This window comes from Enterobacter soli, assembly GCF_964208575.1.
GTDB lineage: Bacteria > Pseudomonadota > Gammaproteobacteria > Enterobacterales > Enterobacteriaceae > Enterobacter > Enterobacter soli_A.
In genome coordinates this window covers 48,914-74,857 of sequence record NZ_CAXOFU010000009.1, presented here as the reverse complement: position 1 = coordinate 74,857, position 25,944 = coordinate 48,914, and the positions used below count along the sequence as shown (strand labels likewise).

The 25,944-nt window shown below is 57.1% G+C and carries 24 protein-coding genes and 1 tRNA gene; 15 read left to right on the top strand and 10 right to left on the bottom strand.

Annotated elements, in window-relative coordinates:
• Positions 1 to 72 precede the first annotated feature (72 nt).
• Positions 73 to 690, top strand: a complete 618-nt coding sequence (locus AB6V08_RS11390) for a trimeric intracellular cation channel family protein (protein WP_368542761.1) — start codon at positions 73 to 75, stop codon at positions 688 to 690.
• Between the two features lies 1 nt (position 691).
• On the opposite strand, the gene ligB is transcribed toward AB6V08_RS11390, so the two are convergent.
• Positions 692 to 2,362, bottom strand: coding sequence for an NAD-dependent DNA ligase LigB (ligB, locus tag AB6V08_RS11385; RefSeq protein ID WP_368542760.1), 1,671 nt, complete (start codon positions 2,360 to 2,362; stop codon positions 692 to 694).
• 251 nt (positions 2,363 to 2,613) lie between these two features.
• On the opposite strand from ligB, the gene gmk reads away from it, so the two are divergent.
• Genes gmk through recG form a run of 5 tightly spaced genes read left to right on the top strand, consistent with a single transcriptional unit; the run spans position 2,614 to position 8,480 of the window.
• Positions 2,614 to 3,237, top strand: coding sequence for a guanylate kinase (gmk, locus tag AB6V08_RS11380; protein ID WP_368542759.1), 624 nt, complete (start codon positions 2,614 to 2,616; stop codon positions 3,235 to 3,237).
• A 54-nt stretch (positions 3,238 to 3,291) separates the two neighbouring features.
• A complete protein-coding gene (gene rpoZ / locus AB6V08_RS11375) occupies positions 3,292 to 3,567 on the top strand; it encodes a DNA-directed RNA polymerase subunit omega (RefSeq protein WP_000135058.1) in 276 nt (91 codons plus the stop codon).
• Between the two features lie 19 nt (positions 3,568 to 3,586).
• Positions 3,587 to 5,701 carry a bifunctional GTP diphosphokinase/guanosine-3',5'-bis pyrophosphate 3'-pyrophosphohydrolase gene (gene spoT, locus AB6V08_RS11370; protein ID WP_368542758.1) on the top strand — a complete coding sequence of 705 codons (2,115 nt, stop codon included), beginning with the start codon at positions 3,587 to 3,589 and terminating at the stop codon, positions 5,699 to 5,701.
• Between the two features lie 4 nt (positions 5,702 to 5,705).
• Positions 5,706 to 6,395 carry a tRNA (guanosine(18)-2'-O)-methyltransferase TrmH gene (gene trmH, locus AB6V08_RS11365; RefSeq protein ID WP_368542757.1) on the top strand — a complete coding sequence of 230 codons (690 nt, stop codon included), beginning with the start codon at positions 5,706 to 5,708 and terminating at the stop codon, positions 6,393 to 6,395.
• Positions 6,396 to 6,398: 3 nt separating this feature from the next.
• Positions 6,399 to 8,480, top strand: coding sequence for an ATP-dependent DNA helicase RecG (recG, locus tag AB6V08_RS11360; RefSeq protein WP_368542756.1), 2,082 nt, complete (start codon positions 6,399 to 6,401; stop codon positions 8,478 to 8,480).
• A gap of 2 nt (positions 8,481 to 8,482) precedes the next feature.
• Here recG and gltS read toward each other — a convergent pair whose 3' ends face one another.
• Positions 8,483 to 9,685, bottom strand: coding sequence for a sodium/glutamate symporter (gene gltS / locus AB6V08_RS11355; RefSeq protein ID WP_368542755.1), 1,203 nt, complete (start codon positions 9,683 to 9,685; stop codon positions 8,483 to 8,485).
• Between the two features lie 224 nt (positions 9,686 to 9,909).
• Here gltS and AB6V08_RS11350 point away from each other — a divergent pair, with 224 nt between their 5' ends.
• Both AB6V08_RS11350 and AB6V08_RS11345 read left to right on the top strand, forming a co-directional pair.
• Complete coding sequence (locus AB6V08_RS11350) at positions 9,910 to 11,301, top strand: NCS2 family protein (RefSeq protein ID WP_368542754.1); 1,392 nt, start codon at positions 9,910 to 9,912, stop codon at positions 11,299 to 11,301.
• A 119-nt stretch (positions 11,302 to 11,420) separates the two neighbouring features.
• A complete protein-coding gene (locus AB6V08_RS11345) occupies positions 11,421 to 13,115 on the top strand; it encodes an AsmA family protein (protein ID WP_368542753.1) in 1,695 nt (564 codons plus the stop codon).
• Between the two features lie 85 nt (positions 13,116 to 13,200).
• Here AB6V08_RS11345 and yicI read toward each other — a convergent pair whose 3' ends face one another.
• The gene (gene yicI, locus AB6V08_RS11340) at positions 13,201 to 15,519 is read right to left on the bottom strand and encodes an alpha-xylosidase (RefSeq protein ID WP_368542752.1); all 2,319 of its coding nucleotides are present in this window, start codon (positions 15,517 to 15,519) and stop codon (positions 13,201 to 13,203) included.
• A gap of 12 nt (positions 15,520 to 15,531) precedes the next feature.
• Positions 15,532 to 16,923, bottom strand: a complete 1,392-nt coding sequence (locus tag AB6V08_RS11335) for a glycoside-pentoside-hexuronide family transporter (RefSeq protein ID WP_368542751.1) — start codon at positions 16,921 to 16,923, stop codon at positions 15,532 to 15,534.
• A 290-nt stretch (positions 16,924 to 17,213) separates the two neighbouring features.
• Here AB6V08_RS11335 and AB6V08_RS11330 point away from each other — a divergent pair.
• Positions 17,214 to 17,308, top strand: a tRNA-Sec gene (locus AB6V08_RS11330).
• A 473-nt stretch (positions 17,309 to 17,781) separates the two neighbouring features.
• Here the strand turns inward: AB6V08_RS11330 and AB6V08_RS11325 are convergent.
• Positions 17,782 to 17,943 carry a YlcI/YnfO family protein gene (locus AB6V08_RS11325; RefSeq protein ID WP_368542750.1) on the bottom strand — a complete coding sequence of 54 codons (162 nt, stop codon included), beginning with the start codon at positions 17,941 to 17,943 and terminating at the stop codon, positions 17,782 to 17,784.
• A gap of 128 nt (positions 17,944 to 18,071) precedes the next feature.
• Between AB6V08_RS11325 and AB6V08_RS11320 the strand changes: the two genes are divergently transcribed.
• From AB6V08_RS11320 to AB6V08_RS11310, 3 genes are all read left to right on the top strand, one after another.
• Positions 18,072 to 18,356, top strand: coding sequence for a SymE family type I addiction module toxin (locus tag AB6V08_RS11320; protein ID WP_368542749.1), 285 nt, complete (start codon positions 18,072 to 18,074; stop codon positions 18,354 to 18,356).
• 189 nt (positions 18,357 to 18,545) lie between these two features.
• Positions 18,546 to 18,896, top strand: coding sequence for a type II toxin-antitoxin system RelE/ParE family toxin (locus tag AB6V08_RS11315; protein WP_368542748.1), 351 nt, complete (start codon positions 18,546 to 18,548; stop codon positions 18,894 to 18,896).
• Positions 18,893 to 19,192, top strand: a complete 300-nt coding sequence (locus tag AB6V08_RS11310) for a helix-turn-helix domain-containing protein (protein WP_315687450.1) — start codon at positions 18,893 to 18,895, stop codon at positions 19,190 to 19,192. Before AB6V08_RS11315 ends, AB6V08_RS11310 begins: the two co-directional genes overlap by 4 nt.
• Before the next feature lie 93 nt (positions 19,193 to 19,285).
• Here the strand turns inward: AB6V08_RS11310 and AB6V08_RS11305 are convergent, their stop codons facing one another.
• From AB6V08_RS11305 to AB6V08_RS11285, 5 genes are all read right to left on the bottom strand, one after another.
• Positions 19,286 to 19,723, bottom strand: a complete 438-nt coding sequence (locus AB6V08_RS11305; RefSeq protein WP_368542747.1) for an acetyltransferase — start codon at positions 19,721 to 19,723, stop codon at positions 19,286 to 19,288.
• 48 nt (positions 19,724 to 19,771) lie between these two features.
• Entirely contained in the window at positions 19,772 to 20,770 is a 999-nt protein-coding gene (locus AB6V08_RS11300; RefSeq protein WP_368542746.1) for a class I SAM-dependent methyltransferase, read from the bottom strand.
• 84 nt (positions 20,771 to 20,854) lie between these two features.
• Positions 20,855 to 21,853 carry a GlxA family transcriptional regulator gene (locus AB6V08_RS11295; protein WP_368542745.1) on the bottom strand — a complete coding sequence of 333 codons (999 nt, stop codon included), beginning with the start codon at positions 21,851 to 21,853 and terminating at the stop codon, positions 20,855 to 20,857.
• Between the two features lie 129 nt (positions 21,854 to 21,982).
• Complete coding sequence (locus AB6V08_RS11290; RefSeq protein ID WP_368542744.1) at positions 21,983 to 22,462, bottom strand: hypothetical protein; 480 nt, start codon at positions 22,460 to 22,462, stop codon at positions 21,983 to 21,985.
• 1 nt (position 22,463) lies between these two features.
• Positions 22,464 to 23,252, bottom strand: a complete 789-nt coding sequence (locus tag AB6V08_RS11285; protein ID WP_368542743.1) for a transcriptional regulator — start codon at positions 23,250 to 23,252, stop codon at positions 22,464 to 22,466.
• 704 nt (positions 23,253 to 23,956) lie between these two features.
• Here AB6V08_RS11285 and AB6V08_RS11280 point away from each other — a divergent pair.
• From AB6V08_RS11280 to AB6V08_RS11270, 3 genes are read left to right on the top strand one after another with little or no spacing between them, the layout of a single operon-like run.
• The gene (locus tag AB6V08_RS11280) at positions 23,957 to 24,559 is read left to right on the top strand and encodes a helix-turn-helix transcriptional regulator (RefSeq protein ID WP_368542742.1); all 603 of its coding nucleotides are present in this window, start codon (positions 23,957 to 23,959) and stop codon (positions 24,557 to 24,559) included.
• A gap of 53 nt (positions 24,560 to 24,612) precedes the next feature.
• Positions 24,613 to 25,197, top strand: a complete 585-nt coding sequence (locus tag AB6V08_RS11275; RefSeq protein WP_368542741.1) for a fimbrial protein — start codon at positions 24,613 to 24,615, stop codon at positions 25,195 to 25,197.
• 52 nt (positions 25,198 to 25,249) lie between these two features.
• On the top strand, positions 25,250 to 25,927 hold the full coding sequence (locus AB6V08_RS11270; protein ID WP_368542740.1) for a fimbria/pilus periplasmic chaperone: 678 nt from the start codon (positions 25,250 to 25,252) through the stop codon (positions 25,925 to 25,927).
• Positions 25,928 to 25,944 lie beyond the last annotated feature (17 nt).

Genomic DNA, 25,944 nt, shown 5'->3' with positions numbered 1-25,944 from the left:
TCGCCTTAGAAAATCTCAATCGTGATCCTGCGCACAAATCGCTAACCTCCACGGCTTCACTCCGGAGGTTATATGCTGCTTCACATTCTCTATCTCATCGGCATCACCGCTGAGGCCATGACCGGCGCACTGGCAGCCGGACGCCGCCGTATGGACACCTTCGGCGTGATTATTATTGCCACCGCAACCGCCCTCGGCGGCGGCTCCGTGCGCGATATCCTGCTCGGCCATTACCCGCTGGGCTGGGTGAAGAATCCGGAATACGTCATCATCGTCGCAACCGCGGCGGTATTGACCACGATTGTGGCGCCCGTCATGCCCCATCTGCGCAAGCTGTTTCTGGTGCTGGATGCGCTCGGCCTTATCGTTTTTTCCATCATCGGGGCGCAGATTGCACTCGATATGGGCGAAGGCCCGGTCATCGCGACCATCGCCGCCGTCGTCACCGGGGTCTTCGGCGGCGTGCTGCGCGATATGTTCTGCAAACGCATCCCGCTGGTGTTTCAGAAAGAGCTTTATGCCGGGATCTCCTTCGCGGCGGCGGTGCTGTACGTTGCCCTGCAGCACTATGTTTCTAATCACGACGTCGTGGTGATCTCCACGCTGCTGTTCGGCTTTACCGCCCGCATGCTGGCGCTACGCCTGAAGCTCGGCCTGCCCGTGTTTCATTACAAACACAACGCCCACTGAGCTAAAACCCCTTGATGCGCTGCTCCGCAAGCCACTTTGCCAGCGCATCAATCTGCGGCTGATGCAGCCAGTTAACGATTTGCCGCGCTTTTTCTTCGCCCGTTCCCGGCAGTGCCCGCCAGTCCGTCGCATTTCGCTGACTCATTTCCTGCCACGACGTTGCGGCAACGGCGCTGAGCGAGGCGCGCGCCAGCGGTATTCCCATCGCCGTGACCCAGCGGATAAAGGTTTTCTCACGGGTCAGGTTAAATCGATGCCAGAGCGCCAGCCCACGTGCGGCAGAAAACCCCGGCGTGGCCTGCAGCTGGGCCTGAGTTAACGCAAGCCACGAAAAGAGATGTTCAAAATGATGGGCATCGTGCAGCGCCCGCCAGCCGGATTCCCCTACGCCCTCGATATCAAGCCCCTGCTTCGAGCTTAGCCACGCCAGCCGGGCGATAAACTGCTCCATGCAGCCCGGAGACGCATAAAAGCAGGTCAGGGAATTGTAGCGTGTCGCTGGCGGCTGCGGTTTCTGTCGAAGCTGACCGCGCCAGACAACCTTATCAAATCGGGGAATGCCCTGCCCGGCAAGGCTTAGCTGGATCTGATCCCCCGGTGCAATATCCAGCCTCTGCCAGCGCTCGACCGATCCCAGGCTCACCCGGCGCACGTGCTTGCCGTCCAGCAGTACCGGCTCAAGCGTGGCGACAACCGACACTTTGCCCGTTCGTCCCACGGTGAAGCGGATCTCGTTGACCTGCGCAATTTGCGAGACCGGCGCATATTTCCATGCCGCCACCCAGTGTCCTTCACCGGGGAGCCAGCGCTCACCCGCTGGCTCAGTCGCTGAACGAACCACAATGCCATCCGTTGCGAACGGCAGCGGTGAGGTTAGCCAGCGCGAGCGCTGCTTATCGACGTCTTCTACAGAACGGGCAGGCAGCGTGTAACGCACGGTATGGGGGAAACCAGCCTCTTTAAACGCGGCAAGACGCTGCTGCATGGTTGCCGGGCCGTCCGGCCAGGCCCAGATGAAAAGGCCAATGCGGCGCAAAAGCGCGCGGTCAGTCTGGCGCATCATGGCGCCCGCGACCTTCGCCCGGGCATTCATTCCCCCCATTTGCTGCTGGATGTGGTTATCGCTCAGCAGAAACAGCTCACCCTGCAACACGCTGTTTGCCAGCGGGCCCAGCAGCGTTTTGGGGATGGAGGGGATCGAGCGCACCTGTTCCGTCCAGTCCTCGCCCTGTAACCCATTCCCCCGGCTCATTGCCTGCGCAAGCGCACCGTTGCGATACACCAGCGTCACCGCAACGCCGTCCACTTTTGGCTGCATCCAGAGATCGCGGCGCGTGCGCATCCACTGCGAAAGCGCCGCTTTGCTGGCGAGCTTTTGTACCCCCGTGTGCGCAATGGGATGCTTTACGCTGCCGGTCAGCGCCGGGATCGCAAGCTCCGCCGTTTCGCCGCCAAAGCAGCGCTGCCACTGTTTCAACCGCGCGTTGAGCCTGTCGTAAACGTCGTCGTTAACGTCACTGATGCCCTGCTTCCAGTAGGCATCGTCCCAGCGTGCAATCTGGGCCCCAAGCGCGGCAATCTCTTTCTCTGCTTTCGCCGGAGACCAGACCGGGCACACCGCCTGGCTACAGCCGCACCACAGCCCCATAATCACGCTAATCCATCGCCACATCGCTACCCCTCCTTTAACTGGCAAAAGGTATATCCCGATGCGCTTCAGGGCGCTAACGGCAAAGTGGCGTTTTGCGAGGCGCTATCCAGGGTTTGTTTTTGTTGCAGCAAAACGGGCATAAATCCGGAAAACGGTACGCAAAATTCAATAATCAAGGGGAAAAAGTGTGACAAGGGCTACGTCACAGTGCGGTGACGTGTATAATAAGCCCGTATGTAAGACTTCTTCGCTAACACATACAAAAGACTCTCATGGCTCAAGGCACGCTTTATATTGTTTCTGCCCCTAGTGGCGCGGGTAAATCCAGCCTTATTCAGGCGTTGTTAAAAACCCAACCGTTGTACGACACACAGGTTTCTGTTTCTCACACCACGCGGGCACCGCGTCCTGGTGAAGTGCACGGTGAACACTATTTCTTTGTTGATCACGACGAATTCAGAGCGATGATTGGCAGGGATGCGTTTCTGGAACACGCAGAGGTCTTTGGCAATTACTACGGCACCTCCCGTGAAACCATCGAACAGGTTCTGGCGACCGGCGTGAACGTGTTCCTTGATATCGACTGGCAGGGTGCGCAGCAAATCCGTCAGAAAATGCCGCAGGCGCGCAGTATCTTTATTTTACCGCCGTCTAAAGATGAGCTTGATCGCCGCCTGCGTGGCCGCGGTCAGGACAGCGAAGAAGTGATCGCGAAGCGTATGGAACAGGCAGTTGCAGAAATGAGCCATTACGCGGAATATGATTACCTTATTGTGAATGATGATTTCGATGCCGCGCTCAGCGATCTCAAAACCATCCTTCGTGCAGAACGTCTGCGTATGAGCCGCCAAAAACAGCGACATGACGCATTAATCACCAAACTGTTGGCAGACTGAACCCACTTTCAGTATCATGCCCAGTCATTTCTTCACCTGTGGAGCATTTTAAGTATGGCACGCGTAACTGTTCAGGACGCTGTAGAGAAAATTGGTAACCGTTTTGACCTGGTACTGGTCGCCGCGCGTCGCGCTCGTCAGATGCAGGTAGGCGGCAAAGATCCGCTGGTACCGGAAGAAAACGATAAAACCACCGTTATTGCACTTCGCGAAATTGAAGAAGGTCTGATCAACAACCAGATCCTCGATGTTCGTGAACGCCAGGAGCAGCAAGAGCAGGAAGCCGCAGAACTGCAGGCCGTAACCGCCATTGCTGAAGGTCGTCGTTAATTAAACCTGCGGGTCGCCCTTGTATCTGTTTGAAAGCCTGAATCAGCTGATTCAAAACTACCTGCCAGAAGACCAAATTAAGCGTCTTCAGCAGGCGTATCTCGTTGCACGTGACGCTCACGAGGGTCAGACACGTTCAAGCGGTGAACCCTATATCACGCACCCGGTAGCGGTGGCCTGTATTCTGGCCGAGATGAAACTCGACTATGAAACGCTGATGGCCGCGCTGCTGCATGACGTGATCGAAGATACCCCCGCCACCTACCAGGATATGGAACAGCTGTTTGGCAAAAGCGTTGCCGAACTGGTGGAAGGGGTGTCTAAGCTTGATAAGCTTAAATTCCGCGACAAGAAAGAGGCGCAAGCCGAAAACTTCCGCAAGATGATTATGGCGATGGTGCAGGATATCCGCGTCATACTCATCAAACTCGCTGACCGTACCCACAACATGCGCACGCTGGGCTCACTTCGCCCGGATAAACGTCGCCGCATTGCCCGTGAAACTCTCGAAATCTACAGCCCGCTGGCGCACCGTTTAGGTATTCATCACATTAAAACCGAGCTGGAAGAGCTGGGTTTTGAAGCGTTATACCCGAACCGCTATCGCGTGATTAAAGAGGTGGTGAAAGCCGCACGTGGTAACCGTAAAGAGATGATTCAAAAGATCCTCTCTGAAATCGAAGGGCGTTTACAGGAAGCGGGCATTCCGTGCCGCGTCAGCGGTCGCGAAAAACATCTGTACTCCATCTACTGCAAAATGGTGCTCAAAGAGCAGCGTTTTCACTCGATCATGGATATTTACGCGTTTCGCGTGATCGTCCACGATTCCGACACCTGCTATCGCGTACTGGGCCAGATGCACAGCCTGTACAAGCCGCGTCCGGGTCGCGTTAAAGACTACATCGCCATTCCAAAAGCGAACGGCTATCAATCTTTGCACACCTCGATGATTGGCCCTCACGGTGTTCCTGTTGAGGTGCAGATTCGCACCGAAGATATGGACCAGATGGCGGAAATGGGTGTGGCAGCACACTGGGCGTACAAAGAGCACGGTGGCGAAAGCAGCACCACGGCACAAATCCGCGCCCAGCGCTGGATGCAAAGCCTGCTGGAACTGCAGCAGAGCGCCGGCAGCTCGTTTGAATTTATCGAGAGCGTTAAATCCGATCTCTTCCCGGATGAGATTTACGTTTTCACACCAGAAGGGCGCATTGTCGAGCTGCCTGCTGGTGCGACGCCGGTCGACTTCGCTTACGCGGTACATACCGATATCGGTCATGCCTGCGTGGGCGCACGCGTCGACAGACAGCCTTACCCGCTGTCTCAGCCGCTCTTTAGCGGCCAGACGGTGGAAATTATCACCGCGCCGGGCGCACGTCCGAACGCGGCATGGCTGAACTTTGTCGTCAGCTCCAAAGCGCGCGCCAAAATCCGCCAGCTGTTGAAAAACCTCAAGCGCGATGATTCCGTCAGCCTGGGTCGCCGCCTGCTCAACCACGCGTTGGGTGGCAGCCGTAAGCTGGCCGAGATCCCGAAAGAGAATATCCAGCGCGAGCTGGAGCGCATGAAGCTGGCGTCGCTTGACGATCTGCTGGCAGAAATCGGCCTCGGCAACGCCATGAGCGTGGTGGTGGCGAAAAACCTGCAGCAGGGCGATGCCGCCGCGGTACCGTCAACCACGCAAGGTCACGGTCATCTGCCGATCAAAGGCGCTGACGGGGTGCTTATCACCTTCGCCAAATGCTGCCGACCGATTCCTGGCGACCCGATCATTGCGCACGTCAGTCCGGGTAAAGGGCTGGTTATCCACCACGAATCCTGCCGTAACATCCGTGGCTACCAGAAAGAGCCTGAGAAGTTCATGGCGGTTGAGTGGGATAAAGAGACTGCACAAGAATTTATCACCGAAATTAAGGTCGATATGTTCAACCATCAGGGTGCGCTCGCGAACCTGACGGCGGCAATCAACACGGCCTCTTCTAACATTCAGAGCCTGAACACGGAAGAAAAAGATGGCCGCGTGTACAGCGCGTTTATTCGCCTGACGGCCCGTGACCGCGTGCATCTGGCGAACATCATGCGCAAGATCCGCGTCATGCCGGACGTGATTAAAGTCACCCGAAACCGAAACTAGGATAATGAATTCAAAACGTTATGAGCGTATCCGTGAGATGCTCGCCAGGCGTCAGCCTGATCTGACGGTCTGCATGGAGCAGGTCCACAAGCCTCATAACGTTTCTGCCGTTATCCGTACCGCAGACGCTGTGGGCGTGCATGAAGTCCACGCCGTCTGGTCTGGCAGCCGGATGCGAACCATGCTTTCCGCCGCCGCAGGCAGCAACAGCTGGGTATCGGTTAAATCCCATGAAACTATCGGCGACGCCGTATCGCACCTGAAAGGCCGCGGTATGCAGATCCTCGCCACCCACCTTTCCGATAAAGCCGTCGACTTTCGCGAAATTGATTACACCCGCCCGACCTGCATTTTGATGGGTCAGGAGAAAACCGGGATCACCCAGGAAGCGCTGGATCTGGCGGATCGGGACATCATCATCCCGATGATCGGCATGGTGCAGTCCCTGAATGTCTCCGTGGCCTCCGCTCTCATTTTGTACGAAGCACAGCGCCAGCGGCAGAACGCCGGAATGTATGACCGCAGCAGCAGTATGCTGCCGGAAGACGAACAGCAGCGCCTGCTGTTTGAAGGCGGCTACCCGGTGCTGGCCCGCGTGGCGAAGCAGAAACAGCTACCTTACCCCCACGTCAACGCGCAGGGCGAAATCGAAGCCGATGCCGAGTGGTGGGCCACCATGCAGTACGCAGGGTAGCCGATGAAAGGCCGCCTGCTGGATGCCATTCCGCTCAATACGCTGACGGGCGTGGGCGCAGCGCAAAGCAGCAAGCTGGCGAAGATTGGCCTGCACACCGTGCAGGATCTCCTGCTGCACCTCCCCCTGCGTTACGAAGACCGCACTCAGCTGTACAAGATTGGCGATCTGCTGCCCGGCATTTACGCCACCGTTGAAGGCGAAGTGCTGAACTGCAACATCACCTTCGGCGGTCGCCGGATGATGACCTGCCAGATAAGCGACGGCACCGGCATTCTCACCATGCGCTTTTTCAACTTCAGCGCGGCGATGAAGAACAGCCTGGCGACGGGCCGACGCGTGCTGGCCTATGGCGAAGCCAAACGGGGCAAATACGGCGCGGAGATCATCCACCCGGAATACCGCGTGCAGGGCGACCTCAGCACGCCGGAATTGCAGGAAACCCTGACCCCGGTCTACCCCACTACCGAAGGCATTAAGCAGGCGACGCTGCGCAAGCTGACCGATCAGGCGCTTGAGCTGCTGGATACCTGTGCCATCACTGAACTGCTGCCGCCCGAGCTGGCGCAGGGGATGATGAGCCTGCCGCAGGCGCTGCGCACGCTGCACCGCCCGCCGCCGTCGCTGCAGCTCAGCGATTTAGAGAGCGGCCAGCATCCGGCACAGCGGCGGCTTATCCTTGAAGAATTACTGGCGCATAACCTGAGCATGCTGGCGCTTCGCGCGGGCGCGCAGCGTTTCCACGCCCAGCCGTTAAGCCCGCGTGATGAGCTCAAAGATAAGCTGCTGGCCTCGCTGCCGTTCAAGCCGACCGGCGCACAAGCGCGCGTCACCGCCGAGATTGAGCGCGATATGGCGCTCGACGTGCCGATGATGCGCCTGGTACAGGGTGACGTGGGTTCCGGTAAAACGCTGGTTGCCGCGCTTGCCGCCCTCCGCGCTATTGCACACGGCAAACAGGTCGCGCTGATGGCGCCTACCGAACTGCTGGCTGAACAACACGCCAACAATTTCCGCGCCTGGTTTGCGCCGCTCGGGATCGAAGTGGGCTGGCTTGCCGGCAAGCAAAAGGGCAAGGCCCGACTTGCGCAGCAGGAGGCGATTGCCAGCGGTCACGTGCAGATGATTGTCGGTACGCACGCCATCTTCCAGGAGCAGGTGCAGTTTAACGGCCTGGCGCTGGTGATCATCGACGAACAGCACCGCTTTGGCGTGCATCAGCGTCTGGCGCTGTGGGAGAAAGGCCTTCAGCAGGGCTTCCACCCGCATCAGCTGATCATGACCGCCACGCCAATTCCGCGAACCCTGGCGATGACGGCGTATGCCGATCTCGATACCTCCACCATCGACGAGCTGCCGCCGGGCCGAACCCCGGTGACCACCGTCGCTATTCCGGATACGCGCCGCAGCGATATCATCGACCGCGTGCGCAATGCCTGCACGCAGGAAGGCCGTCAGGCGTACTGGGTCTGTACGCTGATTGAGGAGTCGGAGCTGCTTGAAGCGCAGGCCGCAGAGGCCACCTGGGAAGAGCTGAAGCTGGCGCTGCCGGAGCTGAACGTCGGTCTGGTTCACGGGCGCATGAAGCCCGCCGAAAAGCAGGCGGTGATGCAGTCATTCAAGCAGGGTGATTTGCATCTGCTGATCGCCACCACGGTCATTGAAGTCGGCGTGGACGTGCCCAACGCCAGCCTGATGATCATCGAAAACCCGGAGCGTCTGGGCCTTGCGCAACTCCACCAGCTTCGCGGCCGCGTCGGGCGCGGGGCGGTGGCCTCCCACTGCGTGCTGCTCTACAAAGCTCCGCTCTCGAAAACGGCGCAAATGCGTCTGCAGGTGCTGCGCGACAGCAACGATGGCTTCGTGATTGCGCAAAAAGACCTGGAGATCCGCGGCCCTGGCGAACTGCTCGGCACCCGCCAGACCGGGAACGCGGAATTCAAAGTGGCGGATTTAATGCGCGATCAGGCCATGATCCCCGAAGTTCAGCGCCTTGCGCGCCACATTCATGAACGCTACCCCGAACAGGCGGCAGCGCTCATTGAACGCTGGATGCCGGAAACCGAACGTTACTCCAACGCCTGATTTCAGGCGAAGATCGGCAGCATCAGGTACAGCTTAATCACCAGCGCGTTGACGATATCAATGAAGAACGCGCCGACCATCGGCACCACCAGAAACGCCATATGCGATGGGCCAAAACGCTCGGTGATCGCCTGCATGTTGGCGATAGCCGTCGGCGTCGCCCCCAGACCAAACCCGCAGTGACCCGCCGCCAGCACCGCCGCGTCGTAGTTCTTGCCCATCATTCGCCAGGTGACGAACATGGCGTAGAACGCCATAAACAGGGTCTGAACCGCGAGGATAGCCAGCATCGGCAGCGCAAGGGACGCCAGCTCCCACAGCTTGAGGCTCATCAGCGCCATCGCCAGGAACAGCGAGAGGCAGACGTTGCCGAGCACGGAAACCGCCCTTTCGAACACCCGATAGAACCCCATCAGCGCCAGGCCGTTGCTGAGGATCACCCCGATAAACAGCACGCACACGAACGTCGGCAGCTCGAAGGCGGTGCCCGCCAGCCATTGCGCAACCACTTTGCCCACCGTCAGGCAGATGGCGATCATGGCGATGGTTTCAATCAGCACCAGCGAGGTAATGGTGCGCCCGACCGCCGGTTTTTCGAATGCCGTCGGCACCAGCTCATCGTCCGGCCTGCCGTTCGGCGTGGTGGAGTGTTTGACCAGGTAGCGCGCCACCGGGCCGCCGATCAGGCCGCCCAGCACCAGGCCGAAGGTGGCGCAGGCCATCGCCACTTCGGTCGCGTTTTCAAAACCATAGCGCTCGGTAAACAGCTTGCTCCATGCGGCCCCTGTCCCGTGACCGCCGGAAAGCGTAATCGACCCGGCCAGCAGGCCCATGAGCGGATCCAGCCCCAGCAGGCTGGCCATGCCGATACCAATGGCGTTTTGCATCACCAGCAGCCCCACCACCACGATCAGGAACACGCCGAGCACTTTGCCGCCGGAGCGCAGGCTCGCCAGATTAGCGTTCAGGCCGATGGTGGCGAAGAAGGCAAGCATCAGCGGGTCTTTCAGGGACATATCAAAATCGATTTCCCAGCCCATGCTCTTTTTGAGCACCAGCAGGGCGAGAGCCACCAGCAGCCCGCCGGCGACGGGTTCAGGAATGGTGTATTTCTTCAGAAGGGAAACGCTATGGACCAGCTTGCGGCCAAGCAGTAAGACCAGCGTTGCGGCAACAAGCGTCGACAACGTATCGAGATGAATCATAGAAGGCTCCTTTAGTGCGCGTGTTCCATACACACGCGGCGTTATCCTGGGCCGGGTTGCGCTCGTCATGAGCATCGGCGCAAAAAGTGTAATTTCTTTTCTTCACCGGTTGTAGAAAAGCTGCACAGAGGGAGAGGTTTTCTTCCCTTTTTTTGGTGGCAATCGTTTGCTTTTACCAACTGGTCAGCTAAAATGCCCGCTTTTCCACCCTGGGATTGCCGCCGATGTCCGTTAACACCATAGAGTCTCCTGATGCGCAACCGATTGCGCAGAAGCATAACAGTGAACTGATTTACCGCCTCGAAGACCGCCCGCCGCTGCCGCAAACCCTGTTTGCCGCCTGCCAGCATCTACTGGCGATGTTTGTTGCGGTGATCACCCCTGCGCTGCTGATTTGCCAGGCGCTTGGTTTACCGGCTCAGGACACCCAGCACATCATCAGCATGTCCCTGTTTGCCTCCGGCGTGGCCTCAATTATCCAGATTAAAGCCTGGGGCCCGGTGGGTTCGGGACTGCTGTCGATTCAGGGCACCAGCTTTAACTTCGTCGCCCCGCTGATCATGGGCGGCACAGCGCTGAAAACCGGCGGTGCGGACGTTCCGACCATGATGGCGGCGCTGTTCGGCACGCTGATGCTGGCCAGCTGCACCGAAATGATTATCTCCCGCGTGCTGCACCTGGCGCGCCGCGTGATCACCCCGCTGGTGTCCGGCGTGGTGGTGATGATTATCGGCCTGTCGCTGATTCAGGTCGGGCTGACCTCCATCGGCGGCGGCTATGCGGCGATGGCCGACCATACCTTTGGCGCGCCGAAAAACCTGCTGCTGGCGGGCGTGGTGCTGGCGATCATTATTCTGCTTAACCGCCAGCGTAACCCTTACCTGCGCGTGGCATCTCTGGTGATCGCCATGGCGGCTGGCTACCTGCTGGCGTGGGGGCTGGGCATGCTGCCGGACAATACCGCGCCAACGAACAGCCCGCTGATTATGGTGCCCACCCCGCTCTATTACGGCCTGGGCATTGACTGGAGCCTGCTGCTTCCGCTGATGCTGGTCTTTATGATTACCTCCCTGGAAACCATCGGCGATATCACGGCAACGTCCGATGTCTCCGAGCAGCCGGTGTCTGGCCCGCTGTACATGAAGCGCCTGAAGGGCGGCGTGCTGGCAAACGGTCTGAACTCGTTTGTCTCGGCGGTGTTCAACACCTTCCCGAACTCCTGCTTCGGCCAGAACAACGGCGTGATCCAGCTGACCGGCGTCGCCAGCCGCTATGTGGGCTTTGTGGTGGCGGTGATGCTGATCGTGCTCGGCCTGTTCCCGGCGGTAAGCGGATTTGTGCAGCACATTCCTGAGCCGGTGCTTGGCGGCGCAACGCTGGTGATGTTCGGCACCATCGCGGCCTCCGGCGTGCGTATTGTTTCACGCGAGCCGCTGAACCGCCGCGCGATCATGATTATCGCCCTGTCTCTGGCGGTCGGTCTGGGCGTGTCTCAGCAGCCGATGATCCTGCAGTTCGCCCCGGACTGGGTGAAAAACCTGCTCTCCTCCGGCATTGCGGCGGGCGGTATTACCGCTATCGTCCTGAACCTCGTCTTCCCGCCTGAGAAAAACTGATCGTCCTCACGGCAGGCGGTCAATGCCTGCCGTGACATCTAATTACACCATTCCCGCCTTGAGGATTGCGCATAAATCGTGCATAACTCCTTTATGTGCGTTCTACGGGATGGAAGACCATGAAATTTATTGGAAAGCTGCTCGTTTACCTTTTGCTGGCCCTCTTGCTGGTGGTGCTGGCGTTTTATTTCCTGCTCCAGACCCGCTGGGGCGCTTCGCAGGTCAGTGGCTGGATCACGGAAAACACCGACTACGAACTCAGCTTCGACCAGATGGATCACCGTTTTTCATCGCCTTCCCACCTTATTCTGGAAAACATCACCTTTGGCCGCGACGGCAAACCCGCCACGCTGGTCGCTAAAAAGGTGGATATCGGTCTGAGCAGCCGTCAGATAACCGACCCGCTGCATATGGACACCATCACGCTGTTCGACGGCACCCTGAACCTCTCGCCGCAGACCGCGCCGCTGCCCTTCCAGGCAGACAGACTCCAGCTCAACAACATGGCCTTTAACAGCCCAAATACCGAGTGGGAGCTGAGCGCGCAAAAGGTGACGGGCGGCGTGAGCCCGTGGCAGCCGGAGGCAGGCAACGTGCTGGGTAAAAATGCGCAGATTCAGATGAGCGCAGGCTCGCTGACCCTGAACGGCGTGCCTGCCAGCAACGTGCTGATTGAAGGCCAGCTCAACGGCAAAGAGGTGGTGCTGAGCACCATCGGCGCGGATATGGCGCGCGGCTCGCTGACCGGCTCGGCGCTGCGCAACGCCGACGGCAGCTGGATCATCGACGCTATGCGCCTGAACGACATCCGCCTGCAAAGCGACAAATCGCTGCTCGATTTCTTCTCCCCCGTCACCACGCTGCCGTCATTGCGGATAGGCCGTCTGGAGGTGACCGACGCGCGCCTGCAAGGGCCGGACTGGGCGGTGACCGATCTCGATTTAAGCCTGCGCAACCTGACCCTGAGCAAAGGCGACTGGCAGAGCGACGACGGACGTTTATCGATGAACGCCAGCGAGTTTATCTACGGTTCGCTGCATCTGTTTGACCCGATCCTGAACGCGGAATTCTCGCCGCAGGGCATTGCGCTGCGTCAGTTCACTTCCCGCTGGGAGGGCGGCATGGTGCGCACATCCGGCAACTGGCTGCGCGACGGTAAGGCCCTGGTGCTGGACGATGCCGCCATCGCCGGGCTGGAATATACCCTGCCGCAGAACTGGAAAACCCTGTGGATGGATCCCCTGCCGGAGTGGCTCAACAGCGTCACCCTGAAAAAATTCGGCCTGAGCCGCAACCTGGTGATTGATATCGACCCGGCGTTCCCGTGGCAAATCACCTCCCTCGACGGCTACGGCGCGGGGCTACAGCTCGCGAAAGATCGCCAGTGGGGCGTGTGGGGCGGCAACGCCACGCTGAACGGCGCGGCGGCAACCTTCAACCGCGTGGACGTGCGTCGCCCGTCGCTTTCGCTGAACGCCAACGCCGCAACGGTTAACGTGACCGAGCTGAGCGCCTTTACCGAGAAGGGGATACTTGAGGCGACCGCGACCGTTTCGCAGCTTGCGCAACGTCAGACCTCGGTCAGCCTGAACGGGCGCGGCGTGCCGCTGAACGTCATCCAGCAGTGGGGCTGGCCTGCGCTGCCGATTTCCGGCGACGGCAATATTCAGCTCACCGCCAGCGGCAGCGTGCAGGCTAACGCGCCGCTGAAACCGACGGTGAACGGCACGCTGAGCGCGGTGAATATGGATAAACAGCAGGTGCAGCAGACGATGGCGGGCGGCGTGGTGTCGACGGTGGCGCCGGCACAGTAAAAAGCCGGGTGGCGGCGATGCCTTACCCGGCCTACATGGGATCGTAGGCCCGGTAAGCGAAGCGCCACCGGGCATTTTTTTCAGTTCAGAGGTGAACCACCACCTCATTCCCCTGGGCTTTCACCACCACGCCCCACTCGCTGCCGGTATGCGAGCCGCCCTTCACGCCGCCCACCTGCTGCACGTTACGCAAACACACTGACCAGCCCTGCGCCTCGCCTTCACCCTTAAAGGTGACGGTATCGCCGCTGCGGGTCGCCTTCAGCGTAAACGCTATGGAACCGTCCGCCGCGGGCACTTCGCTCACCGCCATTGCCCCGTCGCTTAGGCTAAACAGCTGGAAGGCCGTGCCCGCATTCCAGGCGTAGTCCGGCTTCTGCGTGTTGTTACCCAGCGCCAGCAGGGTATTTTCCCGCACGTAGACCGGCAGGCTCTGGAAATCGTGCTGCTGCCTGTGCCAGCGGCTGCCCTCGAGCTCATCGTTGTGCCAGAGATGCGTCCAGCGGCCTTCCGGCAGGTAAAACTGCACGTCGCCCGCCTCAGAGAACACCGGCGCAACCATCACCGCATCGCCGAGCATGTACTGGCGGTCGAGGTAATCGCACGCCGGATCGTCCGGGAATTCCAGCATCATGGCGCGGAGCATCGGCGTGCCGAACTCGCGGGCCAGCGCCGCCTGACGGTACAGGTACGGCATCATCTGGCATTTCAGCTGCGTAAAGTGGCGCACCACGTCGCAGGATTCGTCGTCATAGGCCCACGGCACGCGGTAGGATTTGCTGCCGTGCAGGCGGCTGTGGCTGGAGAGCAGCCCGAACGCGCACCAGCGTTTGTAGACGTGCGCCGGAGCGGTGTTTTCGAACCCGCCGATATCGTGGCTCCAGAACCCGAACCCCGACAGGCCAATCGACAGCCCGCCGCGCAGGCTTTCGGCCATCGATTCGTAGTTGGCGTAGCAGTCGCCGCCCCAGTGAACCGGGAACTGCTGCGCCCCGACGGACGCGGAGCGGGCAAACAGCACCGCCTCCTCTTCGCCCACGGTCTCTTTCAGCACGTTCCACACCAGCTCGTTGTAAAGGTAGGCGTAGTGGTTGTGCATCTTCTGTGGGTCGGAGCCGTCAAACCACTGCACGTCGGTCGGAATACGCTCGCCGAAGTCGGTTTTGAAGCAGTCGACGCCGATATCCACCAGGCCTTTCAGCCTGTCGGCGTACCATTTGCAGGCGTCAGGATTCGTGAAGTCATAAATCGCCAGCCCCGGCTGCCACTTGTCCCACTGCCACAGCGAGCCGTCCGGGCGCTTGAGCAGATAGCCCCTCTCTTTCAGCTCGTTAAAGACCGGTGATTTCTGGCCGATGTACGGGTTTATCCACACGCAGACTTTCAGCCCTTTGTCTTTCAGGCGGCGGATCATGCCCTGAGGATCGGGGAAGGTCACCGGGTCCCACTCGAAGTCGCACCACTGGAAGGCCTTCATCCAGAAGCAGTCGAAGTGGAAGACGTGCAGCGGCAGGTCGCGCCCGGACATGCCGTCGATAAAGCTGTTCACCGTCGCTTCGTCGTAGTTGGTGGTGAACGAGGTGGTGAGCCACAGGCCGAACGACCACGCCGGCGGCAGCGCCGGGCGCCCGGTGAACTGCGTATAGCGGTTGAGCACCTCTTTCGGCGTCGGGCCGTCGATCACGAAGTACTCCAGGTATTCACCCTCAACGCTGAACTGCACTTTGGAGACTTTCTCGGAGCCGATTTCAAAGGAGACGTTTTCCGGGTGGTTCACCAGCACGCCGTAGCCGCGGTTGGTCAGGTAGAACGGAATGTTTTTGTAGGCTTGCTCGGTGCTGGTGCCGCCGTCGCGGTTCCAGGTTTCAACCGTCTGCCCGTTGCGCACCAGCGCGGTAAAGCGCTCGCCGAGGCCGTAAACCGTTTCGCCGACGCCCAGATCCAGGCGTTCAAAAAGGTAATTGCGGTCGGTGCGAATATCCTGCACGTAGCCGTTGTTTTTCAGCTGGCTGCCGGTGATGCGCTGGCCGTTGCGCAGGAAATCCAGCGCCCAGAACTCGCCTTTGGTCACCCGCACGCTGACGCTGCCGCTTTTCAGCTCGGCGTACTCAGCGTTGTTTTCAATCTCAACCTTCACGTCCTTCAGGACGTTCAGCGGATAGTGCGGGCCGTTGTCCAGCGCGCCCTGGAAGTGCTCGATACGCACCCCGACAATCCCTTCCTGCGGCGCGAACAGGCGCACCGTGAACATCAATGTGTCGAGCTGCCAGGTGCGTTCGCGCACGTCGCGCGGCGCCACGTAGACCACCAGATCGTTGCCCTGCTGCTCAACGTCGAACACCTGAACCGGATAGGTTACGTTCAGACCCGGCTGAATCAGCCAGTTTCCATCACTGATTTTCATCTTATCGTCCTCTTAGTTCCGTAATTCTTTGCTGATCGGCAGGTTGTCGAACGCCTGCTGGTTGCGTCGCGCGCCCTGCGCCAGCTCGGCCATGATTTTGGTCAGGAACGGCGTTTTCAGCGTGTAATAGCGTTTGGCGATGATGGCGCTCAGCACGTAGCAAGCTGCCGGAGCCAGGGTGAACAGGCCAATGATGATGCTGATGGTCGCGCTGTTCTGGGTTTTCGCGGCGGCGTCGTAGCCCCCGCCCGCCAGCATCCAGCCAATCAGCGCGCCGCCCAGCGCCAGGCCGAGCTTGAGCACGAACAGCGTGCCCGCGAAGCTGATGCCCGTAAGACGTTTACCGTTGGTCCATTCGCCGTAATCGACGGTGTCGGACATCATCACCCACTGGATAGGCGTCACCAGCTGGTGCAGGACGCCAATCACAAAGATGAAGACAAACATGGTGGTCGTGGCGTGCATCGGCACGAAGAACATCGCCACGCTCGCCACCGCCAGCAGGGCGTTAGTCCACCAGAAGATGCTGACCTTGCATTTCCAGTCAGTGAGCGGCTTCGCCAGCGCCGAGCCAATCAGGTTGCCGACGCAGTAGGTGGTGAGGAACGCGACGAAGATTTCCGGCGAGCCCATGATCCAGGTGCAGTAGTACATCATCGCCCCACCGCGCACGCAGACGGCCAGGATATTGAGGATGGTGAGCACGCCCACGATGCGCCACTGGTCGTTGTGCCAGATATCGCGCAGATCTTCCCGCATGGAGGTGGTGCTCGGCGGCACCTGGATGCGCTCTTTGGTGGTGAAGAAGCAGAACGCCAGCATCAGGAACGCGACCACCGACAGCACGGCAATCCCGCCCTGGAAGCCGAAGGCTTTATCCTCGCCGCCAATCAGGTTGACCAGCGGCATCATCAGCACGGTGGAGAGCATTCCGCCCGCGGTCGCCAGCACAAAGCGCCAGGACTGGAGAGAGATACGCTGCGTCGGGTCGTTGGTGATCACCCCGCCGAGGGCGCAGTAGGGAATGTTGACCACGGTATAGAGCAGGGTCAGCAGCGTATAGGTGACGGCGGCGTAAATCAGCTTGCCGTTATGGCTGAGGTCCGGCGTGGTGTACGCCAGCACGCAGACGATGCCAAAGGGAATCGCCCCGAACAGGATCCACGGACGGAATTTCCCCCAGCGGCTGCGGGTACGGTCGGCAATCAGGCCCATGCACGGGTCGGAAATCGCGTCCAGCGCGCGCGCCAGCAGGAACATGGTGCCGACAAACCCGGCGGGGATACCGAAGATATCGGTATAGAAAAACATCATGTACAACATAACGTTATCAAAAATGATATGGCTTGCGGCATCGCCCATGCCGTAGCCAATTTTCTCTTTAACGGACAACACTTCGCTCATCTTTTTTTATCCTTCACGCTGTAGGGGGCGCTGAGACCGGTTACACAGGTTGTAAACCATTGATGAAGGAGCGGGTATTCTGAAATCTGGTTAGCTGGTTACGTTTCTTTCTTTTTGTGATCGCGTTAAAAGTTGATCGGCACAAATTGCTAACCTGAGGATTTTCTTAGGAATTAACCGAAAGGGGGTAATGCAGGTCAAAAGAGGCGTGAAAAAAGTGGGTCTGGGTATGTGGTAAATGACTGAAAGTAGCTATAATGCGCCCCGCCTCCATGTAGCAATCGAGGCGCGGAAGATCGTCATCTCCGGTGAGGTGGCTGGACTTCAAATCCAGTTGGGGGCGCCAGCGTTCCCGGGCAGGTTCGACTCCTGTGATCTTCCGCCAAAAGTTCTCGCTTTATCTGCTATACCCTTTTCCTAAAGCCTTTCAGTTATAGATCAAGATTCTTTATTCAACACAATGTGAATTTGATCACTTATTGTATTAAGTGCCAAATGTTATTCTGCTATTTCTTTTAATAACAAACAGTTAAGGATTGACATTGTGGAATGGATAATTGGTGGGTTCGTTCTATTAGGTATTATTGGTGCTATATTTAAACCCCGTCGATGTGATGTGTGTGAATTAACTTTCAAAAAAAAATATCATACCTGGACAATAGACGGTAAGAAACAACACTTGTGTCCCAACTGCAATGGAAAAATGAAACGTCGAGTGAGCTCTCAGAAATTTAAAGATAAATTTGGTTGAAAATGAATAAGATGCAATATCTTTTTATATAACTTTAATCATTGATAGCTAATAATAAAATTATTAGCTATGTGATAAGTTCTATTTCAAAGAAATTAGAAGTTAAATTATTCTTTTTGGAGTCGTATTCTGCACGCCTCTTTAACCCACTTACTAAAATTCCCTTTCCCCGCCGCTTTCTCAATCTGCTCTAAAAGCTCATCCTCAAATCGAATGTTCTTCATGGTGCTCTTGGCGCGGTCAAAATTTGGTTTCTTTTTCTCTTGCATGGTAGGTACCACTTCGGTTAGTTTATCTGCATGTGGTACCTACCACATGAATTAGGAATTCTAACAACGCCCCGCAGTGTTGGAGCACCCAAGGGCGTCTAACCTCACCAACTATCAAGGAGTTGATTATGGCTGATTCGCATTCTACCCCAGACACCGACGAAAGCGGAACCGAGCGTTCGTTAATTGTGGGATATCGCCCGAAGGTTCACGACAAATCCACGCCCAATATTATTCATTCCGGCAAATGGCTGCGCACGGCGGGGTTTGAAACCGGGCATCAGGTCACGGTGAAGGTGATGAAAGGCTGCATCGTGTTGATGGCGTATAGCGAGAACGAGCAGAAGCTGCTGGACGATTACAAGCTCGCGCAAGCAAAGTTGACAGAAATCCAGGGTGCATTGGCCCATTAGTTCCATGTCTGAAGGGATAGCAAAATATGCTGGAAAGCTGCTCGCATAAACACGATGCCGCGATCTGGTTGTTAGCCTGCTTCTGACATACTCCCCACAAACGAGAGCTGGCTACCGTTGGCAGCCATTGCATTTATTAACTACAGCTTATATTCTTTTTATAAGCTACAGCTTATCATGGACGAAAGTATGTGGACGGTTCTGTTGGGAAGGGTATTTGAGCAATGGCTAAACGAGCAGGATGAAGGATTACAGGAGAAGATCTTCGCAGATCTGCTAAACCTGCAAAATTATGGACCCCATCTTCCTCGCCCTTACGTCGATACAGTCAAAGGTTCACAGTATAAGAATATGAAGGAGTTACGTATTCAGTATGCTGGCCGCCCGGTTCGTGCATTTTTTGCTTTTGATCCCGAACGCCAGGCTATCGTCCTTTGCGCGGGTGATAAGAGTAATAAAAAGTACTTTTATGAAAAGCTCATTCGTATTGCAGATCAGGAATTCACATCCCATCTGACAGTACTGGAGGCAACAAAATGAAAACCTTAAACGAAGCGATTGCATCCCGTTCGCCCGAAAGCCAGCAGCGAATCAGAGGGATGGCTGAAGAATTAATTCTCGAAACCGGTCTGCAACTGGTTCGCGAAGAGTTAAAGCTGTCGCAAAAACACGTCGCCAGCGTCATGGGGATCAGCCAGCCCGCAATCACACAACTGGAGCAGCGCGGCAATGAACTAAAAATTGCCACGCTTAAGCGCTACATTGAAGCCATGGGCGGCAAACTCCGCATCGATGTGGAGCTTCCGGACGGTAAGCATATAGCGTTTGATATTTAAGCAGCAGAACGATATGAATAAAGAGTGATTGAATTCCCACAAGTAACATTGCAGTTGTTCGCTTTTGCCGAACAACTGCAATTTGAGCAAACCCTATTTCCCCAAGCGCATATGCAGCAACGGAAACGGATTCCCCTGCCCGTCCACTTCTGAGCGCCCGATCTGCTCGAACCCCATGTGCTGATAAAACGCGACGCCCTGCGGGTTTTGCTCGTTAACATCCAGCTCGTTCGCGCCGAAGTGTTCGACGGCGTAATTAAGCAATAATTTGCCCACGCCTTTGCCGCGGCTGGCGTCGTCGACAAACAGCATTTCAATGCGGTTTTCATCCACGCCTAAAAAGCCGTGAATAACGCCGGATTCATCGCGGGCAATAACGACCTTGAGGTTGGGTAAATACGCGTTGAGCAGCAGCGGCCGCAGGGCGGCAATATCGCTTTCCTGCAAGAAGTGGTGAGTGGCGCGAACGGAGGACTCCCAGATCGCGACGAGTCGTTCAAACTGTGCGGGTACTGCGGTTTCAATTTTCATAATGAAGATGATGATATAAAAATCCGTTTAAATCAAAATTCAACCAGACTACACCCGCACCTCCATCACCGCATACACCCCGTCTTTCGGCACCACCACGGTGACGTTTTCCACCGGCACGCCCGCGGCGATGTGGATCTCCTGAAGCTGCTGCAAGGTGCGCGGGAAAATGTGCGACCAGCCGATGCAGCGCAGGGCGAAGTCGATCTGCGGGCTGGTCGTGAGCATGTTCGACACAATCACCGCCCCGCCGGGTTTGACCAGCCGCAGGGCGCGCCGGAGGAAAATCACCGCGTCGACGTCGTTGAAGTATTCGAAAATCCCCAGCGCGTCGACCAGCTCGGCCTGATGCTCGCCCAGCTCCAGCAGTAAATCCTCGCTGCGCACCAGCGTATGCACCAGGTTACGCCGCAGCAGCGTGAGCTGTTCGCCGACGGTCAGGCCCTCCTGCGCCGCCATCGTTTCTGCCCAGCGCAGGGCGACGGGATCGTTATCCACCAGCGACAAAAAGACCTGCTGACCGTCCAGCTTCGCGGAGCGCAGCGCCTCCAGCACGGGGATCGCCGCGCCGCTCGCGAGGCTTATCCAGCCGTTTTCGATATCGTTATGAATGTATTTCTCCACCATCGCCGCCAGCACCTTCGCCCGGGAGCGTATCCCGATGGCATCGTTGGCGTGGATAAACCACCGGCGGCTCTCGCTGTCCATTTTAGTGCCTTCCGGCAGGCGCTCTTCGAGGGGGTTTTGCACGGCAAACAGCGCCAGCGCGGAGGGAACAAGCCGCGTGCGCCAGGCCGCCAGCGCCGGGCGGTTGCGGTAGGCCTGCTCAGAGTAGCGGTGCTGGGGGATCAGCACCGTCTGCCCGCCCTCTTCCGATTCCAGCAGCGGCGGCAGGAGAGCAGGCTCGGCTTTCAGCGCCTGGTTGAGGGCGTTGATCTCGCGGGCGGTGTCGTCCTTCATCGGCCACTGGTCGCTCACGTCGGGGAAGGCGGCGCTGTAAATGGTCATGTTTGCCGGTGCATTACCGCGAAAAGGCTGCCAGTTCATCTCGTTGTCCCCCGTCACGCTGTTAACGGAAGTCTATCCAGGCAGCCGGGTAATACCCTACGAAGAAAGCACGAATTCAGCCCGTCAGTTCTGCAACGTTCGCCATACCCCGGGCGTACAGCCGTACTCGGTCTGAAAATGACGAATAAAGTGGGCGCAGTCGCTAAACCGCATCCGCCTCGCGATATCCGTCACGCTTTGCTGGGAGTTTTTCAGCAGCCAGCAGGCGTAGCGCAGCCTGGCGCTGCGAATAAATTCCCGCGCGGTTTTGCCAAACTCGGCGTGGAACAGGCGGTTCAGCTGCCGCTCGCTCAGCTTAACGTCCTCGGCGAGCCGGGCGGCCGTGAGCGGGTGCGTCAGGTACTGTTCGATAATCATCACCGCCCTGCGCAGGCGCGAATCGGGGATCAGGGCAATGTTCGCCGGCCGCGGCGTGACGAGAGTATGGGGAGAAAGAGACAGGCGTCGGGAGGTGGTGGCCGCTATGTCGTTACCCGCGTGGTCGCGGATCAGCGCCGTGATCAGCGTCAGCGTCGAAATCCCGCCGGGGCAGGTCAGCACGTCGCCTTCGTCGATGAAATCGAGGCCTTGCTCTGCGTAAACCAGCGGGAACCGCTGCGTGAAAACGTCGTGTTGGTGAGGATGAATCGAGGCGCGACGCTCGTTCAGCAAGCCCTCCTCTGCCAGAATAAAGCTGCCGGTGCCGATACCTATCAGGGGAATGTTGTGGTCATGGGCCCTGGCGAGAAACGCTCTGTCGCCGCGATGCCCAAGGTGAAGATGGTCCAGGCTACCGCCGATCACGGCTACGTAGTCGAAGGCGTCGGGAGGGGCGTGGGGCGCCTCCGGCAGCACGCTGATACCTGAACTGCTTACCACCGGCTCGTCAGGGGAAATACTTATCAGGCTGAGTTTAAAGGTTATTTTCTTACTACGCTTCTGGACGCTGGAGGCAATACGTAATGCCTCCAGTAACCCTGCAAAGGCCAGAAGCGAGAACTGGGGCCACAGGAGTAAACCCATATTCAGGGATTTATTCCGCGCAGGCGCCATTCTGCCGCGATCATCAATTAAATTTTTCATTACCTTGCCGAAGAATAATACTTACATTGTCGCAACATTATTGCTGCTATTATATTTCTAAGGTATATCTTAGCTGTTCAATCAAGCATAAATGACGTCGGCAAAAATAAGAAATATTTTTTATATTAGCTACTCGCTTTTAGACTTATGGCAGACATAGGTCGGCAACGTCCCCAGAATAAATAAATAGCTGTCATTCTGCTGCGGCTTAATTCGCATATAAATACTCTTATTGGGGTAGATAAAAAATAGCGGCTCGTATTTCTCCAGCCAGCTGTTGCTGATGTTGTCATCCGGGAACGCCATATTACGCACGGACGTCAGGGTATAGACGCTGTCTTTACGCTCCACCTGGAAGAAAATCTTACGATTCAGGACCTTCTCGGGATCGCTTTTCAAGCGGCCATTCATACTGAGTATGCCGGTGCTGCCCTCTACCGTGTAGTTCAGCCATAGAGAGAGCGTTTCATCCGGGTGATGCTGGATAAAGTTCACCTGGCAGGAAAAGGGCTGAATGTAATGGCGATGCCAGAGATAATACCCCGCCGCCACCACCGCCATTAGCAGGCACAGACCGAGCGGAAAGAGCATTTGACGGTAGCGAACCATACTAATGATCCTCGATAAAATAATCAGACATACAGCGGTTGGGTTCAGTCATCGGCCTGTCGCAGCGGATCACCGACGCGCGCGGCAGATGGGTGTATCCGCTGACGTATACCCAGGGATAGTTCGTGCACTGATCCTTAAAGGGCGTGGCGTAGGCCAGCGCCTTATCCCGATCGCGCTGCGTTTCAATATCGCGGGAAAAATAGAGCCGACATTCGCCGACCATCTTCGTGAAGCGATACCCGTCCACAAAATAGCTGTCGCGCAGCTGGCTGTGCCCGAGCACGCTTATGCTAGCCAGCACCAGCAAGGCCACCAGCGCGCCCGGCAGCCAGAAGCGGCGCGTCGACGCCGCCGGAGCAGGGGTCTCTTCAACTATTTCCGGCGCAGCAGGTTCTTCCACCGCGGGCGCGTCGTCCTCCGCATCGTCCGTATTCTGCGCCGGCGCCTCTTTAATAACGATTTTCGTGTCGCTTGCGAGCGTCAGTCCAATACGCGGGATGGTAACGATCGGGTCGTGTTCAAAACCCACTTTCTTTAGCCCTTTACGCAGAATAGAAATATTCTGGTAATAGGTATTTGGCGAAACCAGCATCCCCCGACGCTGCCAGACAATATCCATACACTCCTGTTGCGTCACAATGGTTCCGATGCGTTCTATCAATAACAACAAACAACGGCCCGCCGGGGAATTTAATATCACCACCCGGTCTGGATTGTTGAGATCGCGTAATGTACTGGCTGCCGGGTGAAACTCTACCTGGCCATTAATAATGTAATGCTTGTGCATAGATTGGGCTTAATACCTCCGGCCAACGCCTGTGACTAATGTCGCTTCCCTGCACGGTTAACCGACGTATCCCTCACCTGATTAAGATTAATGTGACGGATTAGTGCGCAACTGTATATCCTGGCACCTGGCGAAAAATCTTAATTTTCTTATGAGTTTTTCAGATGCGTCTGAACTTTTCTTAATCGCCATTTCAGCCGCCTTGACACTGACAAAACTCGACAAAAGCCGCCGTTGAACGCCTTAGCCATCGCTGTCTGAATTATTCAGAGCGCCTAATTTGTCACGTTTAGCGAAAAGCAGGCATCACGCGCTATACAGGCGAATTTCAACGTTTTGACCGCCTTCAAACAGGGTCTGCAAATTAACAATTTCAACGCGAAACTGTTAGTTACCGTCAGTAACCATGCCCATCCCATGACGCGACTGGACTATTTCCTTACAAAACATTTATTAAAGCCAACTTTTCAATAAAAAGTCCGGGTATGCTTATTTATAAGCAGATAAGCAAGCGCCGGTTCATACAGGAGAGTATACGCCGCGGGTAAATTGCACTTAAAACAAATTAAGATTTATTCAGATTACCTCTTTTACGCCTTTAGTATAGTTAGCTCACAACGTGCAATGCTTAATTGCTTCGAAAATACAGACAACGTTCTGTCGGACAGACGTGTCTCATTACAATTATAAATCGAGGGAATAACATGGCGAACACACGCAGCGACCGCCGTCATTTAAATATCGCGCTATTGGGCGGAGATCACTTTGCACGTCAGGGGATTACTGCGCTATTAAAAAATATCGCCCCGCATACGCAAATAAAAGCGTCGGGCGATGATTACGCGGAGATTGAAACAACGCTGGAGGCCACCCCTTTAGACGTGATTTTTTTGTCCGGCACGGATAAATATCACGCGGGATATGACTGCCTGAAATATATCAGAAGGATGCGCGTTCTCTTTCCCGGCGTGCTTATTTGCATGTATTCCGCGCCGGCGAATTCCTGGCTGTGGATCCGGGGAGATATTGACGCCTATATCTCGCTCCAGGAGCCGCTTTATTACTGGCGCGCCACCTTATTAAAAATGGTCGATAACCGCTATCGCCCAGTGAAGAAACCCACGGCGTTATCGCTGACGCCGGGTGAATGGAGAGTATTGAAGGAACTACGAAAGGGTCTGGATATGCGTTACATCGCCGAAACAGAGCAGCTTTCTTATCGTCGTGTCAGCGCGTTAAAAAGCTCAGCGATAAGAAAACTCGGGCTCAGGAACAAGACAGATTTGCTGGTCTTTTTAACCAGTTAGACCTGCTGCTTTCAGAGCAAATCTCGACATAACAACATAATGGAATCAAGACAATGAAAGCTCAATATAAAACCAAAACGCTGCTCGCTATCGCTATTGCTGCATTACTGCCAGCAGGGACCGCACTCGCTGCCAGCACCAGCGGCGGAACCGTGAACTTTACCGGCAAAGTGGTGACCTCCGCCTGCGCCATCAGCGCAGGCAGCGCCAACATTGACGTTGATATGGGTGAAGTCCGTACCGCGACGCTGGCGGCGGCGGGCAGCGAAGCCAGCACGGCAAAAGCCTTTGCCATCACTCTGGAAGATTGTGAAATCGCCGATACCTCGGCCTCAACGCCAGAAAACCCGATTGCCGCGACTACCGTGGCGGTGACCTTCACCGGTACGCCGGACAACACGGACGCCAACAGCCTGGCCGTTGGGGGTAACGGTGGCGCCAACTCCGCGCAGCACGTGGCGATCCGCCTCTATGACGAACAGGGCAACGTGGTGAAGCTGGGTGAACCGGCTGCGGCCATCCCTCTGCGTAAGGGTGAAAACACCCTGAACTTCAGCGCGAAATATTACTCGCCTGAGGGCAACGCCACGGCGGGTGATGCCAGCGCTGTCGCCACCTACACCGTGACCTATTCGTAATTTTCAGGCCCGGTTTCTGGCCGGGCCTGACCTTTCTTTCAGGAGAAGCACTATGCGCGTAAATACATGGATTTGCCTGGCGGGCGCGTTATGTTCCTCCGCCGCGTATGCCGGCGGCGTGGGGTTGGGCGCAACGCGAATGGTCTACTCCAGCGCCACCACCCAGTCCATGATGCAGGTGAGAAACACCCATCCTGACGCGACGTTCCTGATCCAGTCGTGGATGGAGAACGAGAAAGGGGAACGCACCAACGACTTCGTGATCACGCCGCCGCTGTACGTCATGAAACCCGCGAGCGAAAGCGCGGTGAAAATCATGTTTAACGGCAAGGCGCTGCCCGGGGATCGGGAAACGCTCTACTGGATGACGGTAAAGGCCATCCCGCAGCAGGTGAAAAATGGCGCCGGGAATTCGCTGCAGTTTGCCTCGGCCAACCGTATCAAGGTCTTTTATCGGCCGGACAACCTCGCAGAAGGCGCTTCGGAGGCCTGGAAAAGCCTGACGGGCGCGTATCGCGCGGGAAAAGTCACGCTCACGAACCCAACGCCGTACTACCTCACCACCATCAACGTCAAAATCGACGGTCGGCCCGTGCTGCCAGTGATGGTGCCCCCGAAAAGCAGCGTGACCCTGGCCGAAAGCTTCAGCCACGCGAGCAGCATGAGCTACCAGACGATTAACGATTATGGGGCGTGGACTCCCGCCACGCGCGCGTCGTTATCCCAATAATAAAAACAGTAAGGCGT

Excerpts from the sequence above, each read along its gene's own strand:
- rpoZ (WP_000135058.1), top strand. The coding sequence starts at position 3,292 with ATGGCACGCGTAACTGTTCAGGACGCTGTAGAGAAAATTGGTAACCGT.
- yicI (WP_368542752.1), bottom strand. The coding sequence starts at position 15,519 with ATGAAAATCAGTGATGGAAACTGGCTGATTCAGCCGGGTCTGAACGTA.
- gmk (WP_368542759.1), top strand. The coding sequence starts at position 2,614 with ATGGCTCAAGGCACGCTTTATATTGTTTCTGCCCCTAGTGGCGCGGGT.
- AB6V08_RS11290 (WP_368542744.1), bottom strand. The coding sequence starts at position 22,462 with ATGGTTCGCTACCGTCAAATGCTCTTTCCGCTCGGTCTGTGCCTGCTA.
- trmH (WP_368542757.1), top strand. The coding sequence starts at position 5,706 with ATGAATTCAAAACGTTATGAGCGTATCCGTGAGATGCTCGCCAGGCGT.
- AB6V08_RS11280 (WP_368542742.1), top strand. The coding sequence starts at position 23,957 with ATGGCGAACACACGCAGCGACCGCCGTCATTTAAATATCGCGCTATTG.
- AB6V08_RS11390 (WP_368542761.1), top strand. The coding sequence starts at position 73 with ATGCTGCTTCACATTCTCTATCTCATCGGCATCACCGCTGAGGCCATG.
- AB6V08_RS11270 (WP_368542740.1), top strand. The coding sequence starts at position 25,250 with ATGCGCGTAAATACATGGATTTGCCTGGCGGGCGCGTTATGTTCCTCC.
- AB6V08_RS11335 (WP_368542751.1), bottom strand. The coding sequence starts at position 16,923 with ATGAGCGAAGTGTTGTCCGTTAAAGAGAAAATTGGCTACGGCATGGGC.
- recG (WP_368542756.1), top strand. The coding sequence starts at position 6,399 with ATGAAAGGCCGCCTGCTGGATGCCATTCCGCTCAATACGCTGACGGGC.
- gltS (WP_368542755.1), bottom strand. The coding sequence starts at position 9,685 with ATGATTCATCTCGATACGTTGTCGACGCTTGTTGCCGCAACGCTGGTC.
- AB6V08_RS11315 (WP_368542748.1), top strand. The coding sequence starts at position 18,546 with ATGTGGACGGTTCTGTTGGGAAGGGTATTTGAGCAATGGCTAAACGAG.
- AB6V08_RS11320 (WP_368542749.1), top strand. The coding sequence starts at position 18,072 with ATGGCTGATTCGCATTCTACCCCAGACACCGACGAAAGCGGAACCGAG.
- AB6V08_RS11305 (WP_368542747.1), bottom strand. The coding sequence starts at position 19,723 with ATGAAAATTGAAACCGCAGTACCCGCACAGTTTGAACGACTCGTCGCG.
- AB6V08_RS11275 (WP_368542741.1), top strand. The coding sequence starts at position 24,613 with ATGAAAGCTCAATATAAAACCAAAACGCTGCTCGCTATCGCTATTGCT.
- AB6V08_RS11300 (WP_368542746.1), bottom strand. The coding sequence starts at position 20,770 with ATGAACTGGCAGCCTTTTCGCGGTAATGCACCGGCAAACATGACCATT.
- AB6V08_RS11350 (WP_368542754.1), top strand. The coding sequence starts at position 9,910 with ATGTCCGTTAACACCATAGAGTCTCCTGATGCGCAACCGATTGCGCAG.
- AB6V08_RS11310 (WP_315687450.1), top strand. The coding sequence starts at position 18,893 with ATGAAAACCTTAAACGAAGCGATTGCATCCCGTTCGCCCGAAAGCCAG.
- AB6V08_RS11295 (WP_368542745.1), bottom strand. The coding sequence starts at position 21,853 with ATGAAAAATTTAATTGATGATCGCGGCAGAATGGCGCCTGCGCGGAAT.
- AB6V08_RS11285 (WP_368542743.1), bottom strand. The coding sequence starts at position 23,252 with ATGCACAAGCATTACATTATTAATGGCCAGGTAGAGTTTCACCCGGCA.
- AB6V08_RS11345 (WP_368542753.1), top strand. The coding sequence starts at position 11,421 with ATGAAATTTATTGGAAAGCTGCTCGTTTACCTTTTGCTGGCCCTCTTG.
- AB6V08_RS11325 (WP_368542750.1), bottom strand. The coding sequence starts at position 17,943 with ATGCAAGAGAAAAAGAAACCAAATTTTGACCGCGCCAAGAGCACCATG.
- ligB (WP_368542760.1), bottom strand. The coding sequence starts at position 2,362 with ATGTGGCGATGGATTAGCGTGATTATGGGGCTGTGGTGCGGCTGTAGC.